The sequence below is a fragment of the Rhizobacter sp. P2_H3 genome, from assembly GCF_056403355.1.
This window is the reverse complement of record NZ_JBFUFQ010000134.1, coordinates 1-15,784: the sequence shown is the minus strand read 5'-3', so window position 1 is coordinate 15,784 and position 15,784 is coordinate 1. Positions and strand designations below refer to the sequence as shown.

Here is a 15,784-nt window from a genome sequence, read left to right as displayed (position 1 = left end):
GCGATCCACTCGCCGATGCGGTCGTGCGGCCAGATCCAGATGTCCGGGCCCTTGCCGGCCGCGGCGGCCTGCTGGAACTTGTTCGGTGCGTCCTCCGGGTGCTCCACCACCACCTGCACCCCCGTCTTGGCGGTGAACTCCTCGCCCACCTTGGCCAGGCCGTTGTAGCCCTTGTCGCCGTTGATCCAGATCAGCAGCTTGCCGGGCTCGGCGGCGTGGCTGACCAAAGGCAGGGCGGTGCCGGCCAGTGCCAGGATCGCGGCGCCGGCAAGCAGCTTCAGGTGATGTCGCTTGGTGTTCATCGTGTGTCTCCGGGTGGTGTGTGTTGTGGTGATGAAAAGAGCGTGCGCCCCTGCTCGTCGAACAGGAAGCCACGCTGCGGCGGGAAACTCAGGTACGCGGTGTCGCCCGTCTTCAGCGGGTTCTCCGGCGCGGTGCGGATCGTCATCGCCTCGGTGGCGCCGGTCAAGGTCACGTGCAGGTAGGTGATGTCGCCCAGGTGCTCGGCCAGCTGCACGTGCGCACGCATCGCCTGCGGGGTGGGCGTGCCGGCAGCGTCGACGTGCTCGGGGCGCAGGCCCAGGGTGACCTTGGCGCCGGCGGCCAGCGACGCGGCGTCGGCCTGCACCGTCGCGGTCGAGCCGTCGGCCAGCGCGATGCGGGCCAGGCCGTCGTCCGCGCCCAGCAACCTGCCTTCGATGAAGTTCATCTTCGGCGAGCCGATGAAGCCGGCGACGAAGCGGTTCACCGGCCGGTGGTACAGCTCCATAGGCGTACCGACCTGCTCGATGCGGCCCGCGTTGAGCACGACGATGCGGTGGGCCAGCGTCATCGCCTCCACCTGGTCGTGCGTCACGTAGACCATCGTGGTCTTCAGTTCCTGGTGCAGGCGCGAGAGTTCCACGCGCATCTGCACGCGCAGCGCKGCATCCAGGTTCGACAGCGGYTCGTCGAACAGGAACACGCCCGGCTTGCGCACGATCGCGCGGCCGATGGCCACGCGCTGGCGCTGGCCRCCGGACAAGGCCTTCGGCTTGCGCTCCAGCAGGTGCTCGATCTGCAGCACCTGCGCCGCGCGGCTCACCGCGGCGCGCATCTCGTCCTTGGAGTAGCCGGCGAGACGCAGCCCGAACGCCATGTTCTCGGCCACCGTCATGTGCGGGTAGAGCGCGTAGCTCTGGAACACCATCGCGATGCCGCGCTTGGCCGGCGGCACGTCGTTGACGAGTTCGTCGCCGATGTACAGCTCGCCCGAGGTGATGTCCTCGAGGCCGGCGATGCAGCGCAGCAGCGTCGACTTGCCGCAGCCCGACGGACCGACGAACACCAGGAACTCGCCATCGCGGACCTCCAGGTCCACACCGTGCAGGATGACGACGTCGTCGAACGCCTTGCGCAGCGACTTCAGTTGCAGGTGGGCCATGCTGCGTTCGCGATCAGGCCAGCTCGCCGAAGTACAGGCCGTGCGCCGGCAGCGTGAAACGCCGCCCGCTGCGCGAGCCCTGCAGCGCCGCATCGAGCTGCGTCGCGACGACCGTCGTCGCCGGCGCGTCGAGATCCACCGTGACCGGCTCGCTGCCGATGTTGAACACGCACAGCAGCGACGCCCCCTCGACACCCGCCTCCGGCGAGCGAACGAACGCCAGCACCGGCTCCGGCGCATCGATGAAGCGGATGTCGCCGCTGACCATCGCCGGCTGCTGCCGCCGCCAGGCCAGCAGCCGGCGCATGAAGTTCAGCGGCGAGGCGGGATCGCGCTCGTTGACGTCGACCGCGCGCGCCGCGTGCTCGGCCGGCACCGGCAGCCACGGCTGCACCGCGCGACCCTGGCTGAAGCCGGCGTGCGGCTGCGAATGCACCCACGGCATCGGCGTGCGGCAGCCGTCGCGGCCCTTGAACTCCGGCCAGAACGCGAGGCCGTACGGGTCCTGCACCTGCTCGAACGGGATCTCGGCCTCGGTCAGCCCGAGCTCGTCGCCCTGCCACCAGCAGACGCTGCCGCGCAGGCTCACCAGCATGGCAGTCGCGACCTTCGCGTAGGCCAGGTCGGCGCCCGGGCCGCCCCAGCGCGTCAGCACGCGCGGCACGTCGTGGTTGCCGAACGACCAGCTGGCCCAGCCGTCGTGCATCTGCGCCTCGAGGTCCTCGACCTGCTGGCGGATGTAGGCGGCACTGCGCTCGGCGGTCAGCAGGTTGAAGCTGTAGGCCATGTGCAGCTTGTCGCCGCCGCGGGTGTAGTCGGCCATCGTCTTCAGCGAATCGTCGTCGCCGATCTCGCCGACGCTGGCGGCGCCGTGCCCGTCGAGCAGCCGCCGCACGCGCTGCAGGAACGCGAGGTTCTCCGGCTGCGTCTTGTCGTGCAGGTGGCGCTGCATGCCGTACGGGTTGCTCTCGCCGACGCTGCGGGTGTCGCGCGATTCGGCCGGCGGGTTGTCGCGCAGCAGCCGGTCGTGGAAGTGGAAGATGCAGGCATCGAAGCGGAAGCCGTCGACGCCGCGCTCGAGCCAGAAGCGGATGTCGGCCAGCACCTGGTCCTGCACCTCGGGGCAGTGGAAGTTCAGGTCGGGCTGGCTCGCGAGGAAGTTGTGCAAGTAGTACTGGCGCCGGCGCGAATCCCACTGCCAGGCCGAACCGCCGAACACGCTGAGCCAGTTGTTCGGCGGCGTGCCGTCGGGCCGCGGGTCGGCCCACACATACCAGTCGGCCTTCGGGTTGCTGCGGCTCGCGCGGCTCTCGCGGAACCAGTCGTGCTGGTCGGAGGTGTGCGACAGCACCTGGTCGATCATCAGCTTCAGGCCGAGCTCGTGGGTGCGGGCGATCAGCCGGTCGAAATCGGCCAGCGTGCCGAACAGCGGGTCGACATCGCGGTAGTCGGCGATGTCGTAGCCGAAGTCCTTCATCGGGGAGCGGAAGAACGGCGAGACCCAGATCGCATCGACGCCCAGGCTCGCGACGTAGGGCAGCCGGTCGATGATGCCGGCGATGTCGCCGATGCCGTCGCCGTTGTGGTCGGCGAAGCTGCGCGGGTAGATCTGGTAGATCACCGCGCCCCGCCACCAGGCGGCGGGGTCGGCCGCCGGCCGGCGGGCGGAATGGGAGGGTGCAGCGGGTGCGTGGCGCGGTGCGGTGGCGAGGTCGGTCATGCGGATCGGATTCAGGACTACCGCATGAGCGTTGTAGTTTGACTACAAATACGATGCTTCTGCAGGTTGGGCGCCACTTTATGCGGGCAACTGAATCGAGAAAGAGAGGGTTTACCCTTGATTTTTGATCGGCAAAACCCGAATGGACCTGATGCTCCTGTAGCAGCCGTCAGGTGGGCTCAGGTGTCGCGAACGATCAGCTCCAGCGGCAGCAGCACCGAATCCTCCCCGTCGAGCACGATGCGCACCGCCGTCTCGCCCTTCACGACCGCGTTCTGGCGAATCGTCGTCAGCCCGGCCGCGCGGGCCGCCGCGATGTCGTCGAAGCCGACCGCCGCCACCAGCGTGGTGCCGGGCCAGTCCACGATCACGCTGCGCGCCGCGAGCGCCATGCGGTCGCTCATCGCCACCAGCGCGATCCGGCGGTACGGCGCGAGCCGCTCGCGCATCGCCTGCGCCGCCTGGGCCGCCGCGGCCTCGGGCTCGCTGTCGTCGACCGGCGCCCAGAACACCCGCCGCTCGTCGAAGCCCTGCGCCCGCACCGCCTGCGCATAGCCGCTCAGCCGCTCCGACGTGACGAACGGGCTTCGATCCGGATCCGCACCGAGCGCCCGCGCACGCTCGGCGTCGTCGAGCGGGAACGTGATCACCAGCACCGCATCGGGCCGCGCAGCGAGCGCATGCCCCATCGCGAGCGCCGCGCCCTGGCGGTCATCGAGGCAGACCGACGGCGTGCCCGGCACCTGCGTGTCGACCAGCACGATCGGCTTGTGCGCCGCCTGCACCTGCGGCACCACCTCGGGGCCGATCTCGGCATGCACGATCAGCGCATCGGCCGTGGTCTGGAACGCGGCCTGCAGCAGCAGCTGGCGGCCGAGCTTCGGGATCAGCTGCAGGCTCAACCCGCGCAGGTCGAGCTGGCGCGTGACGCCGCGCAGGAAGTCGAGGCTCAGCTCGTCGCCGAACGCATAGCGCAGGTCGTGGTGGAACACCACCGCCACCTCGCGCAGTTCGCGCCGCCGCAGCGCGCGGGCCATCGTGTCGGGCCCGTAGTAGCCGAGCTCGCGCGAGCGGGCGAGGATGGATTCGCGCAGATCCTTCGACAACTGCTCCGGCCGGTTGAACGCGTTCGACACCGTCGTGCGGCTCACGCCCAGGCTCGCGGCCACATCGGCCAGCGTGAGTCGCGAACGTTCGGGAGCGGGTTTCGACATCGGATCGGAAATACAGACGAGCGGCTGACAGGGCGCGTTGACTATAGCGTCGCACCCGGCAGAATCCGGCCCGCCATGACGACCTTGCCCCCCGACGCCACCAACGCCGACACCGACATCGAACAGCTGCGGCGCCAGCGCCAGCTCGACTGGGTCGCGTCCGGCCGCGACCTCGTGGTCGGCCACGCCGCCGACTGCCCGCTGCCGCCCGCTGAACTGATGCGGCTCGACGCCCGCCACCCCGCGGTGCGCGAGCTGCACGACAGCGGCCTCACCGCCGAGGTGTTCCGCGTGCACGCCGGCGGCCGCGACTGGGCCGTCAAGCGCGCGCGCAGCGCCTGCAAGGTGCAAGGCGTCGACGGCCAGACCTCGTTCCTCAACGAGGTGCAGCGCCGCGCCGAGATGGCCGGCCTGCCCGCGTTGCAACGGCCCGGCCTGAGCCCGACGCTCTACGCCTCGCTGACGCAGGGCCTGATCGTGTCGCCGTGGATCGCCGGCTCGCGGGTCGACGGCTGGGACGAAACCGGGTTGCGCCAGCTGTTCGACAGCGGCCTCGCGCTGCTGCGCGCCGGCTTCTTCGAATGGGATTTCTGCCCCGGCAACGTGTTGCGCGACGCGCGGCAGGTCTGGCTGTTCGACTACGGCTACCTGTATCGCTTCGACCCGCTGCGGCATTTCAACAGCGCCGGCACCGGCCTGAGCGCGCCGCAGCACCACCTGGCCGAGCGCATCGAATCGCGCCACGTGTTCGGCTGGCTGCTGCAGTTGGAGAGCCGGCTCGGTGCAGACGCCGCGCTGCGTGCCTTCCGCATGGAGAAGGCGATCGCACTCGACGCGTACGAGCGCCTGCGCAGCCAGCTGGCTGCCGACGGCGCCACCGCCACCGTGCTGCACTGGCTGGACGGCATCTGCCGCGGGTGGCGCGCCGCGCTCGCCGGGCCGTTGGCCGACCTGTACCTGCGCGAGGGCTGGCGCTCACACGCCACCGACCTCGACGACGACCTGAAGGGGCAGACCTGCACGCCGACGACGCTGGCTCGCGCCGACTGGTTGCTGCAGGCACTGCGGCTGCACCACGGGGCGCTGGCGGCACACGGCGCCTGGCAGGGCGACGAAGCGGCCCTCGACCGGCCCGGCCTGATCGCGCGCTACGAGCAACGGCGGCGGCAGGCGGTCGAGTTCCAGCTGCCTGCATCTACCTCAGACCACGAAGGCATGCATCGTCCGAACGAATGGCCTCGGCCTGAAAAGGCCTCCTGACAACTGCCGACAGCCGGTTGGCGCCGGTCCTACGATGCGGGCCTTTCCGGACAAATTCCGGACCGATTCCGCCAGACCCAAGGACAGCCCCATGCTCTTCGAACCGACCACCCTCCGCTCGCTGTCGCTGCGCAACCGCATCGTGATGTCGCCGATGACGCGCAGCCGCGCTGTCGAGGCCAACACGCCAAACGCATTGATGGCCGAGTACTACGCCCAGCGCGCCGGCGCCGGGCTGATCATCACGGAGGGCACCTCGCCGTCGCCGAACGGTCTCGGCTATGCGCGCATCCCGGGCCTGTACAACGCTGCCCACGCCGCCGGCTGGAAACTGGTGACCGACGCGGTGCACGCCAAGGGCGGCAGGATCGTGATCCAGCTGATGCACACCGGCCGCGTCTCGCACGCCGCCAACCTGCCGGCCGGCGCCGAAGTGGTCGGCCCGACCGCTGCCGTGCTGCCCGGCGAGATGTACACCGATTCGAACGGCATGCAGCCGCACAGCGCGCCGCGTGCGATGACGCAGGCCGACATCGACCACGTGGTCGCCGAGTACGCCGCCTCGGCCCAGCTTGCGATCGAGGCCGGCTTCGACGGCGTCGAGCTGCATGGCGCCAACGGCTACCTGATCGAGCAATTCCTGAACGGCAACGTCAACCAGCGCACCGACGGCTACGGCGGCAGCGCGGCCGGCCGCAACCGCTTCGCGCTCGAAGTGGTGCGCGCGGTGGCGAACCGCATCGGCGCCGGCAAGGTCGGCATCCGCGTGTCGCCGCACGGCGTGTTCAACGCGACCGGCCCGTTCGACGGCGTCGACGAGCAGTACGTCGCGCTGGTGAAGGAACTGTCGGCCATCGGCCTGCTGTACGTGCACGAGCTCGATCACTCGGCGATGGGCGCGCCCCCGATTCCGGCCGCCACCAAGGCCGCGCTGCGCGAGGCCTTCAAGGGCCCGTTCATCCTGGCCGGCGGCTTCGACCGCGCGAGCGGCGAGAAGACGCTGCAGTCCGGCCAGTCCGACCTGGTCGCCTTCGGCCGGCCGTTCATCTCGAACCCGGACCTGGTCGAGCGCCTGAAGAAGGATGCGCCGCTGACCGCGCCGGACTTCTCGACCTTCTACACGCCGGGCGCCAAGGGCTATACCGACTACGCGGTGCAGACGGCCTGAGGACGGGCGCCGTCGTGGGAACATCGCGCGATACTCCCGTCGCCGATCGTTCCCGCACCGGTGCTTCGTTCCGCCGCTGGAGCGAGGCCTGATCGTTCAATGAGCGTTCGATGAGCCTCCCCTTCGTCCTGCTGTGCGCGGCGCTGTGTGCCGTGTGGATCCCGCCGCTGCCGGTCGCGGGCCGCCGCCTGCCGCTGTGGCCGGTGCTGCACCTGGCGGCCATCGCCGCGGCCTGGGCCGGCGGCGTGCTGCAGGCACCCGCGGTCGCGGCGCTCGCGCTGCTGGCGGCCTTCGCCTTCGGCAGCCGGTGGGCGCAAGCGCGCTGGCTGCGTGCCGTGCTGATGGTGCTGGCCGCGGCGCTTGCGATCGCGCTGTTCGTTCACGTGGTGCCGGGCTTTCGCAACCCGAAGTTGTACGACGGCATCCGCTTCACCGCGGACGCGCTGCCCTTCACCCAGTACCTGAACTTCGACAAGGGCTCGGCCGGCCTGCTGTTGCTGGCGGCCTTCGCACCCCGGCTCACCACGCTGCGCGAATGGCGCGACACACTGGCCACCGCGGGCCTCGCGTTCGTCGCGACGGCGGTGGTGGTGTTCGCGCTGGCGGTGTCGGTGCATCAGGTCGCCTTCGCGCCGAAGCTGCCGGTGCTCGCGATCCAGTTCCTGTTCGCCAACCTGCTGCTGACCTGCATCGCCGAGGAGGCGCTGTTCCGCGGGCTGCTGCAGGAGCAGCTGCATCGCCGGCTGCCGGTGGGCGTGGCCGTTGCGCTGTCGACGCTGCTGTTCGGGCTCGCCCACCTCGCCGGCGGCCCGGTCGACGCGCTGCTCGCGGGCCTGGCGGGCCTCGGCTATGCGGCGGCGTACGCGCGCACGCGCCGCATCGAGGCGGCGGTGCTGGTGCACTTCGCGCTCAACGCGACGCACTTCCTGCTCTTCACCTACCCGGCCCTCGCAGGCCGCTGAAGGCTTGAATCAGAGCTTCGGGCCGCGCGGCAGCCCGGCCGCGTCGTAGACCCGGCGGTGCGAGAACCAAGACCAGCCCCAGGCCACGAGCGGCAGCAGGATGGCGGCGAGGGTCCAGGGCCAGTGCTCGACCAGCGTGTCGGTCGTCGTCGCGATCAGGCCCGGGCCTTCCGGGAGCGGCGGTGGATCGCGCATCAGCGGTTCGTCGCGCGTGTCGGGCGTCACCGGCGTCGTCACCGGGCGCGCCATCGCGACCGGGCTGGCGGCAGGCTCCGGCGGCTTCGCAGCCACCGGCTTCACGGGATCCGGCAGCTTCGCGGCCACCGGTTTTGCCGGCTCGGGCCGGGACGCCGCCGCGGCCGGCGCCGACGCACGCGCCGCCACCCGCGGCGCCACGGCCACGGYACTCGCCGCGCTCGCCGGGCTTGTCGCGTTCGTCACACCGGGTGCGCTGGCCGCAGTCGCCCCCTGCGGGGTCAGCCCGCGCCGGTAGTGCAGGATCTTGAACGCGCCGCCGTCGCAGGTGCCGACCACCTTGGCGCCCGGCGGCACCGGCGTCGCGGCCGGTATCGTCTCCAGCGCGCCGCGCACCTCGGGGGGGATGCGCGTGGAGACCGCCTCCTTGAACTGATCGCAGGCCGGCGACTGGGCCGACGCCGCCGCCGACCACCCGAGGGCGGCACCGCACAGCCAGGGCGCGAAGCGGCGATTGAAAGATGAAAACGTCAATGCGTGTGCCTCATGAGTGGTTCAACTGCTCTTCCCAGTGAGCGCAATGGCGACGGAGGTTACGCCATGTCCGCCACGCCGTGTAACAGGCCGGGCAGGCATCATGTGAAGATGTCACGCATCGCGATCGTCAGCGCCATGGCGCAGGAGCTGCACGGCTTGCAGCAGGAGTTGTCCGGCGCGCGCTGCGTACAGCGTGCCGGGCGCGAGTTCTGGAGCGGCCGGCTCGGCGCGCACGACGCGGTGCTGGTGCTGTCGCGCATCGGCAAGGTGGCGGCCGCCACGACGGTGACGCTGCTGCTGGCCGAGTTCGGCGTCGAGCGCGTGCTGTTCACCGGCGTGGCCGGCGGCCTCGGCCCGGCGCAGGTCGGCGACATCGTGGTGGCCGACACGCTGCTGCAGCACGACATGGATGCGTCACCGCTGTTCCCGCGCCACGAGGTGCCGCTGTACGGGCTGTCGCGCTTCGCGGCAGATGCGGCGCTGTCGGCCGAGGTGCAGGCGGCCGCCGCATCGGCGCTGGCCCATCTGCAGCGCGCCCACCTGGATGATTTCGGCGTGCGCGATCCGCAGCTGCGGCGCGGCCTGATCCTCAGCGGCGACCGTTTCGTCAGCAGCGCGGGCGAGAGCCGGCTGTTGCAGGCGAGCTTGCCGGACGCGCTGGCGGTCGAGATGGAGGGCGCCGCGGTCGCGCAGGTGTGCCACGACTTCGGCGTGCCGTTCGCGGTGCTGCGCACGATCTCCGACCGAGCCGACGATGCGGCGCACGTCGACTTCAACCGCTTCATCGCGGAGGTCGCGAGCCGGTACACGCAGGCGATCGTGACGGCGCTGCTCGCACGGCCGGGCTGAGCCACCTGCCGCGGCGCGGTCATCTAGACGTCACGACGACGTCATGTCGCGTTCCTACAGTCGCTCCGGTTGTCCACCCCCGGAGTTCCCATGCACGCTCGCCGCATCGCTTCACCGCTGGCCGCGCTGGCCCTGCTCGCCGCAGGCCTCGCCCATGCCGACACCACGCTGACCGTCTACACCGCGCTCGAGGCCGACCAGATCAAGGCCTACCAGGCGCAGTTCGAGGCCGACAACCCCGGCGTGAAGATCAAGTGGGTGCGCGACTCCACCGGCATCATCACCGCCCGGCTGCTGGCCGAGAAGGCCGCGCCGCAGGCCGACGTGGTGATGGGCGTGGCCGCCAGCTCGCTGCTGGTGCTCGAGAAGGAAGGCATGCTGCAGCCCTACGCGCCGAAGGGCGTCGAGAAGCTCAGCAAGGTCTACGTCGACGATGCCAGGGTGCCGAGCTGGGTCGGCATGGACGTGTGGGGCGCGGCGATCTGCTTCAACACCGTCGAGGCCGCCAGGATCGGCCTGAAGAAGCCCGAGACCTGGAAGGACCTGCTGAAGCCCGAGTACCGCGGCAAGGTCGTGATGCYGAACCCGGCCTCCAGCGGCACCGGCTACTTCGACGTGACGGCCTGGCTCAAGATGTACGGCGAGAAGGACGGCTGGGCCTACATGGACCGGTTGCACGACAACATCGCGCAGTACACCCACTCCGGCTCCAAGCCCTGCAAGCAGGCGGCCGCCGGCGAGTTCCCGATCGGCATCGCGTTCGAGTACCGCGCCGCCAAGCTGAAGGAAGAAGGCGCGCCGATCGACCTGGTGTTCCCGCAGGACGGCCTGGGCTGGGACGTCGAGGCCACCGCGGTGATGCAGGGCACGAAGAACCTCGAGGCCGCACGCAAGCTGGCCGACTGGTCGGCCTCGAAGGGCGCCAACGAGCTGTACGAGAAGAATTTCGCGATCGTCGCCTACCCCGGCGTCGCGAAGCCGAACCCGCTGATCCCCGCCAACTACGAGCAACTGCTGATCAAGCAGGATCTGAAATGGTCGGCCGCCAACCGCGAACGCATCCTCGCCGAATGGACGCGCCGCTACGACGGCAAATCCGAACCGAAGAAGTGACAAGCGCGTGCTGACCGCCGCCGCGATCGAGGCGCTGTTCGCCCGCGAAGGCTCGTCGCTCTATGGCGGCGAAGCCATCAGCCAGGCCGAGCACGCGCTGCAGTGCGCCTGGGCGGCCGAGCAGCAGGGCGGCGACGATGCGCTCGTCGTCGCCTGCCTGCTGCACGACCTCGGCCACCTGCTGAGCGCCCAGCGCGACGACGCGCTCGCGCGCGGCATCGACGACCTGCACCAGCACCGCGTGCTGCCCTTCCTGCGGCCCTGGCTGCCGGCCGACGTGGTCGAGCCGATCGGGCTGCACGTGGAGGCCAAGCGCTACCTGTGCGCGGTCGAGCCGGGCTATGCGGACGCGCTGTCCGAGGCGTCGCGCCACAGCCTCGCGCTGCAGGGCGGCGCGATGAGCCCGCGCGCGGTCGCCGCGTTCGAGAGCCACCACCAGGCCGAACGCGCGATCCGGCTGCGCCGCCATGACGACGCCGCCAAGGTGGTGGGGCTCGAGACGCCGCCGATCGCGCATTTCCTGCCGCGCGTCACGGCGCTGCTGGGGCAGCGCGCATGAAGCCGCAGGCCTTCCACGCCGGCGCGCTGCTCGCCGCGGCCGGCCCCGCGGCAGCCCTCGACACCGGTGCCGGCTGGCTGCGCCTCGACGGCGTCGCCAAGCGCTTCGGCCGCTTCACCGCGCTCGGCGGGATCGACCTCGCGGTGCGCCGCGGCGAGTTCGTCTGCCTGCTCGGGCCTTCGGGCTGCGGCAAGACGACGCTGCTGCGCATCCTCGCCGGGCTGGAACCGCAGGACGCCGGCACGCTGTGGCTCGACGGGCGCGACATCGGCCGGCTGCCGCCCGCCGCGCGCCACTACGGCATCGTGTTCCAGTCGTACGCGCTGTTCCCGAACCTCGATGTCGCGGCCAACATCGGCTACGGCCTGCGCACCGATCGCGCCGCCCGCGCGCGCCGCGTGCAGGAGTTGCTCGACCTGGTCGGGCTGGCCGGCGTCGCCGCCCGCTACCCGGCCCAGCTGTCCGGCGGCCAGCAGCAGCGGGTCGCGCTGGCCCGCGCGCTCGCCACCTCGCCCAGCCTGCTGCTGCTCGACGAACCCTTGTCGGCGCTCGACGCCCAGGTGCGCGAGCACCTGCGCCGCGAGCTGCGCAGCCTGCAGCGCAAGCTCGGCGTCACCACCGTGATGGTCACGCACGACCAGGAAGAAGCGCTCGCGCTCGCCGACACCATCGCGGTGATGAACCAGGGCCGCATCGAGCAGGTCGGCACGCCGGAGCAGGTGTACCGGCAACCGGCCAGCCGCTTCGTCGCCGATTTCGTCGGCCGCGCCAACTGGCTGCCGGTGCAGCGCGACGCGCAGGGCGCGTTCCAGCTCGGCGGCGTGCGCATCGCCTGCGCCGACACGATCGCGCCGGGCTTGTCGGCCGCGACGCTGTTCTGCCGGCCGGAAGACGTGCGCGTGCAGCCGCACTGGACGCCCGGCGCGAACACGCTGATGGCCAGCGTCGACCGCGTCGACTTCATGGGCGGCGTGCGCCGCGCCAGCCTGTCGCTGTGCGCCGCGCGCGAGATCGAGATCCTCGCCGACGTCGGCCCGAACGACGCCGGCTTCGATGCGCTGGTGCCCGGCCAGCGCGTGCCGGTGACGCTGCAGGCCGAGCGGCTGCGGCTGTTCGAGAACGCAACGCCGTGAGCACCCTGGCCTGGAGCGGCCCGCGCCTGCAGCGCAGCGCCGACGAGCATGTGGCGGCCCTGCTGGTGTGGCTGCTGGCCGGCGTGTTCCTGCTGTTCCTGGCCGCGCCGCTGGCGGCCATCCTCGTCAAGGCGGTGCAGGCGCGCGACGGCAGCTTCACCGGCCTCGCGCAGCTGAACGCCCTGCTCGGCGAGGCACGGCTGCGCAGCGCGTTGTCGAACAGCGTGCTGATCGCGCTCGCCACCACCGCGATCGTGCTGCCGCTGGCGCTGGCCTTCGCGTTCGCGCTGACGCGCTCGCGGCTGTGGGGGCGGCCGGTGTGGCGGCTGATCGCGCTGTCGCCGCTGCTCGCGCCGTCGCTGATGCCGGCGATCTCGCTGGTCTACCTGTTCGGCAACCAGGGGCTGCTGAAGTCGTGGCTGGGCGGCGCGTCGATCTACGGCCCGATCGGCATCGTGATGGGCGAGGTGTTCTACACCTTCCCGCATGCGCTACTGGTGCTGGCGACCGCGCTCGCGGTGGCCGACGCACGGCTGTACGAGGCGGCCGAATCGCTGGGCGCCGGCAAGCTGCGGCGCTTCCTGACGATCACGCTGCCGAACGCGCGCTACGGCCTCGCGTCGGCCGGCATGGTGGTGTTCACGCTGGTGGTCACCGATTTCGGCGTGCCGAAGGTGATCGGCGGCCAGACGCAGGTGCTGGCGCTGGAGGCCTACAAGCAGGTGATCGGGCAGCAGGATTTCGGCAAGGGCGCGGTGATCGGGTTGATCCTGCTGCTGCCGGCGCTGCTGAGCTTCGCCGTCGAGCGGCGGCTCGCGCGCCGTGGCGGCGCGGCGATGGGCGGGCGCTCGGTCGCGTACCGGCCGGCGCGCAACCGCGCGCGCGACGGCGTGCTCGGCGCCGTGTGCGCTGCCGTGTCGCTGTTCCTGCTGGCACTGCTGGGCACCGCGATCGCCGCCTCGCTGATCCAGCTGTGGCCGTACAAGCTCGTGCCGACGCTCGCGCACTACGACTTCGACCACGTCGACGGCGGCGGCTGGGGCGCCTTCGGCAACAGCGTGACGGTGGCGGCGCTGACCGCGGGGGCCGGCACGCTGCTCGTCTTCATCACCGCCTACCTGACGCTGAAGACCCCGGCGCCGCGCGCGCCGGCCGCGCTGATCCGCGCGCTGGTGCTGCTGCCGATGGCGGTGCCGGGCCTGGTGCTCGGCCTCGGCTACATCTTCTTCTTCAACGCGCCGGGCAACCCGCTACGCGCGCTGTACGGCAGCCTCGCGATCCTGGTCGCTGCCGGCGTCGCCCACTTCTACACGACGGCGCACCTGACGATGGTGACCGCGCTGCGCCAGGTCGACGGCGAGATCGAGGCCGTCTCGCGCAGCCTGAAGCGGCCGTGGTGGACGGCCTGCCTGCGCGTGACGCTGCCGATCAGCCTGCCCGCGCTGCTCGACGTGGCGCGCTACCTGTTCGTCTCCAGCATGACGACGGTCAGCGCGGTGGTGTTCCTCTACACGCCCGACACCACGCTCGCGTCGATCGCGGTGCTCGGCATGGACGATGCCGGCGACACCGCGGCCGCCGCCGCGATGGCCACGCTGATCGTCGCGAGCTCGCTCGCCGCCACGCTGCTCATCAACGCGCTCGCGGCCTGGCTCGGGCGGCGCTCGCAGGCCTGGCGCCAGCCCTGATTCCTTCGCTTTCCCACCCGGATGTTCCGATGCGCGAACCCTTGTTGTTGACCCCCGGCCCGCTGACGACCAGCCTGGCCACGAAGATGGCGATGCTGACCGACTGGGGCTCGTGGGACGGCCGCTTCAACGCGCTGACCGCGGATGTGTGCCGCCGGCTGCTGGCCGTGATCGATGGCGGCGACGAGTTCGTCTGCGTTCCATTGCAGGGCTCCGGCACCTTCGCGGTCGAGGCCGCGATCGGCACGCTGCTGCCGCGCGACGGCAAGCTGCTGGTGCTCGTGAACGGCGCCTACGGCCAGCGCATGGCGCGGCTGACCGCGGTGATGGGCCGCGCGGTGCAGGTGCTGGACTTCGGCGAGGCGGCGGCCGTCGACCCGGCGCGCGTCGCCGACGCCCTCGCCGCCGACGCAGCCATCACCCACGTCGGCGTGATCCACTGCGAGACCAGCACCGGCATCCTGAACCCGCTGCAGGCGGTGGCCGACGTGGTCGAGCGCGCCGGCCGGCGCCTCGTCATCGATGCGATGAGCGGCTTCGGCGCGCTGCCGCTGCCGGCGCGCACGCTGCGCTTCGACGCGGTCATCGCCAGCAGCAACAAATGCCTCGAAGGCGTGCCCGGCATGGGCTTCGCGCTGGTGCGCGAGAGCGCGCTGGCGCAGGCCGAGGGTCGCGCGCATTCGCTGTCGCTCGACCTGCACGACCAGTGGCGCTACCTGCAGAAGACCGGGCAATGGCGCTACACGCCGCCGACGCACGTGCTCGCCGCGCTGGCCGCCGCGCTCGACCAACATGACACCGAGGGCGGCCAGCCGGCGCGCCTGGCCCGCTACCGCGACAACTGCGAGGCGCTGCTGGCCGGCCTCGCGCGGCTCGGGCTGCGCAGCTTCCTGCCGGCCGCGATCCAGGCGCCGATCATCGTCACGGTGCATGCGCCCGCCGGGCCGGGCTGGAACTTCAGCGATTTCTACGAGCGCGTGAAGGCACGCGGCGTCGTGCTGTACCCGGGCAAGCTGACGGCGGTCGAGACCTTCCGCGTCGGCTGCATCGGCGCGATCGGCCGCGCCGAGATCGGGCAGGCGATCGATGCGATCGGCCATGCGCTCGACGAGATGGGAGCATCGGCATGAACCAGGCCCCCTACCGCCACACCCGCCGCTACCAGGGCCCACTGCAGGCCGTCATCTTCGACTGGGCCGGCACGCTGGTCGACCACGGCTCGTTCGCACCGACCCAGGTGCTGATCGATGCCTTCGCCGGCTTCGGCATCGAGATCACGCTGGCCGAAGCACGCGTGCCGATGGGTCTCGCGAAGTGGGACCACATCCAGGCGCTCGGCCGGCAGCCCGGCGTGGCCGCGCGCTGGCAGGCGCGCTTTGGCCATTCGATGGGCCGCGACGACGTCGATGCGCTGTACGCCGCCTTCATGCCGCTGCAGGTGGAGCGGGTCGCGCAGTACTCGACGCTGATCCCCGGCGCGCTGGACGTCGTCACCGCGCTGCGTGCACGCGGCCTGAAGCTCGGCTCGTGCTCCGGCTACCCGCGCGTCGTGATGGACCGGCTGCTGCCGCACGCCGCCGCGCAGGGCCTGAGGCTGGACCATGCGGTCGCGACCGACGACCTGAAAGCAGGCGGGCGGCCGGGGCCGTGGATGGCGCTGGCCAACGTGATCGAGCTCGGCATCGGCGAGCTCGCCGCCTGCGTGAAGGTCGACGACACGGTGCCGGGCATCGAGGAAGGCCTCGCGGCCGGCATGTGGACGGTCGGGCTGTCGCTGTCGGGCAACGAGACCGGGCTGACGCTGGCGGAGCTGCAGGCGCTGGCGCCGGACGAGCTGCAGGCGCACCGCCGCCGGGCGGCGGCGAAGCTGGCGCAGGCCGGGTCGCATTTCGTGATCGACAGCGTCGCCGGGTTGCCCGCGGTGCTGGAGGCGCGTCGCCGGGTTGCCCGCGGTGCTGGAGGC

General features: G+C 71.4%; 14 protein-coding genes and 1 pseudogene. 10 read left to right on the top strand and 5 right to left on the bottom strand.

Annotated features, from left to right (window positions below; genetic code table 11):
- The 4 genes and pseudogenes from malE to AC1D1T_RS21305 form a co-directional block, all read right to left on the bottom strand.
- A pseudogene (gene malE, locus AC1D1T_RS21320) lies at positions 1-302 on the bottom strand (maltose/maltodextrin ABC transporter substrate-binding protein MalE); the annotation flags it as partial.
- Complete coding sequence (locus AC1D1T_RS21315; protein WP_477841284.1) at positions 299-1,423, bottom strand: ABC transporter ATP-binding protein; 1,125 nt, start codon at positions 1,421-1,423, stop codon at positions 299-301. The pseudogene malE and the gene AC1D1T_RS21315, both read right to left, overlap by 4 nt.
- A gap of 13 nt (positions 1,424-1,436) precedes the next feature.
- Positions 1,437-3,143, bottom strand: coding sequence for an alpha-glucosidase (locus AC1D1T_RS21310; RefSeq protein WP_477841282.1), 1,707 nt, complete (start codon positions 3,141-3,143; stop codon positions 1,437-1,439).
- Between the two features lie 179 nt (positions 3,144-3,322).
- The gene (locus AC1D1T_RS21305; RefSeq protein WP_477992445.1) at positions 3,323-4,357 is read right to left on the bottom strand and encodes a LacI family DNA-binding transcriptional regulator; all 1,035 of its coding nucleotides are present in this window, start codon (positions 4,355-4,357) and stop codon (positions 3,323-3,325) included.
- Between the two features lie 75 nt (positions 4,358-4,432).
- Between AC1D1T_RS21305 and AC1D1T_RS21300 the strand changes: the two genes are divergently transcribed.
- From AC1D1T_RS21300 to AC1D1T_RS21290, 3 genes are all read left to right on the top strand, one after another.
- The gene (locus AC1D1T_RS21300) at positions 4,433-5,617 is read left to right on the top strand and encodes a protein kinase family protein (RefSeq protein WP_477992444.1); all 1,185 of its coding nucleotides are present in this window, start codon (positions 4,433-4,435) and stop codon (positions 5,615-5,617) included.
- A 91-nt stretch (positions 5,618-5,708) separates the two neighbouring features.
- Positions 5,709-6,785: an alkene reductase gene (locus AC1D1T_RS21295; protein ID WP_477828600.1), complete on the top strand. Its 1,077-nt coding sequence runs from the start codon at positions 5,709-5,711 to the stop codon at positions 6,783-6,785.
- Between the two features lie 110 nt (positions 6,786-6,895).
- Entirely contained in the window at positions 6,896-7,747 is an 852-nt protein-coding gene (locus AC1D1T_RS21290; protein ID WP_477992443.1) for a CPBP family intramembrane glutamic endopeptidase, read from the top strand.
- Positions 7,748-7,756: 9 nt separating this feature from the next.
- Here AC1D1T_RS21290 and AC1D1T_RS21285 read toward each other — a convergent pair whose 3' ends face one another.
- Positions 7,757-8,476, bottom strand: a complete 720-nt coding sequence (locus AC1D1T_RS21285; RefSeq protein WP_477992442.1) for a DUF1161 domain-containing protein — start codon at positions 8,474-8,476, stop codon at positions 7,757-7,759.
- 111 nt (positions 8,477-8,587) lie between these two features.
- On the opposite strand from AC1D1T_RS21285, the gene AC1D1T_RS21280 reads away from it, so the two are divergent.
- The 7 genes from AC1D1T_RS21280 to phnX all read left to right on the top strand — a co-directional run.
- Positions 8,588-9,328, top strand: a complete 741-nt coding sequence (locus AC1D1T_RS21280; RefSeq protein WP_477992441.1) for a 5'-methylthioadenosine/adenosylhomocysteine nucleosidase — start codon at positions 8,588-8,590, stop codon at positions 9,326-9,328.
- Between the two features lie 90 nt (positions 9,329-9,418).
- Positions 9,419-10,441, top strand: a complete 1,023-nt coding sequence (locus AC1D1T_RS21275) for a putative 2-aminoethylphosphonate ABC transporter substrate-binding protein (protein ID WP_477992440.1) — start codon at positions 9,419-9,421, stop codon at positions 10,439-10,441.
- A 7-nt stretch (positions 10,442-10,448) separates the two neighbouring features.
- Complete coding sequence (locus tag AC1D1T_RS21270; protein ID WP_477826340.1) at positions 10,449-11,000, top strand: phosphonate degradation HD-domain oxygenase; 552 nt, start codon at positions 10,449-10,451, stop codon at positions 10,998-11,000.
- Positions 10,997-12,133: a putative 2-aminoethylphosphonate ABC transporter ATP-binding protein gene (locus AC1D1T_RS21265; protein ID WP_477826339.1), complete on the top strand. Its 1,137-nt coding sequence runs from the start codon at positions 10,997-10,999 to the stop codon at positions 12,131-12,133. Before AC1D1T_RS21270 ends, AC1D1T_RS21265 begins: the two co-directional genes overlap by 4 nt.
- Entirely contained in the window at positions 12,130-13,821 is a 1,692-nt protein-coding gene (locus AC1D1T_RS21260) for a putative 2-aminoethylphosphonate ABC transporter permease subunit (protein WP_477826338.1), read from the top strand. Before AC1D1T_RS21265 ends, AC1D1T_RS21260 begins: the two co-directional genes overlap by 4 nt.
- Positions 13,822-13,850: 29 nt before the next feature.
- A complete protein-coding gene (locus AC1D1T_RS21255; protein WP_477992439.1) occupies positions 13,851-14,951 on the top strand; it encodes a 2-aminoethylphosphonate--pyruvate transaminase in 1,101 nt (366 codons plus the stop codon).
- On the top strand, positions 14,948-15,784 hold an 837-nt coding region (gene phnX, locus AC1D1T_RS21250), incomplete at its 3' end, for a phosphonoacetaldehyde hydrolase (RefSeq protein WP_477992438.1). The genes AC1D1T_RS21255 and phnX, both read left to right, overlap by 4 nt.

Bases quoted from the DNA above. Each gene is read 5' to 3' on its own strand.
- AC1D1T_RS21300 (WP_477992444.1), top strand. From the start codon at position 4,433: ATGACGACCTTGCCCCCCGACGCCACCAACGCCGACACCGACATCGAA.
- AC1D1T_RS21290 (WP_477992443.1), top strand. From the start codon at position 6,896: ATGAGCCTCCCCTTCGTCCTGCTGTGCGCGGCGCTGTGTGCCGTGTGG.
- AC1D1T_RS21255 (WP_477992439.1), top strand. From the start codon at position 13,851: ATGCGCGAACCCTTGTTGTTGACCCCCGGCCCGCTGACGACCAGCCTG.
- AC1D1T_RS21265 (WP_477826339.1), top strand. From the start codon at position 10,997: ATGAAGCCGCAGGCCTTCCACGCCGGCGCGCTGCTCGCCGCGGCCGGC.
- AC1D1T_RS21295 (WP_477828600.1), top strand. From the start codon at position 5,709: ATGCTCTTCGAACCGACCACCCTCCGCTCGCTGTCGCTGCGCAACCGC.
- AC1D1T_RS21280 (WP_477992441.1), top strand. From the start codon at position 8,588: ATGTCACGCATCGCGATCGTCAGCGCCATGGCGCAGGAGCTGCACGGC.
- AC1D1T_RS21310 (WP_477841282.1), bottom strand. From the start codon at position 3,143: ATGACCGACCTCGCCACCGCACCGCGCCACGCACCCGCTGCACCCTCC.
- AC1D1T_RS21305 (WP_477992445.1), bottom strand. From the start codon at position 4,357: ATGTCGAAACCCGCTCCCGAACGTTCGCGACTCACGCTGGCCGATGTG.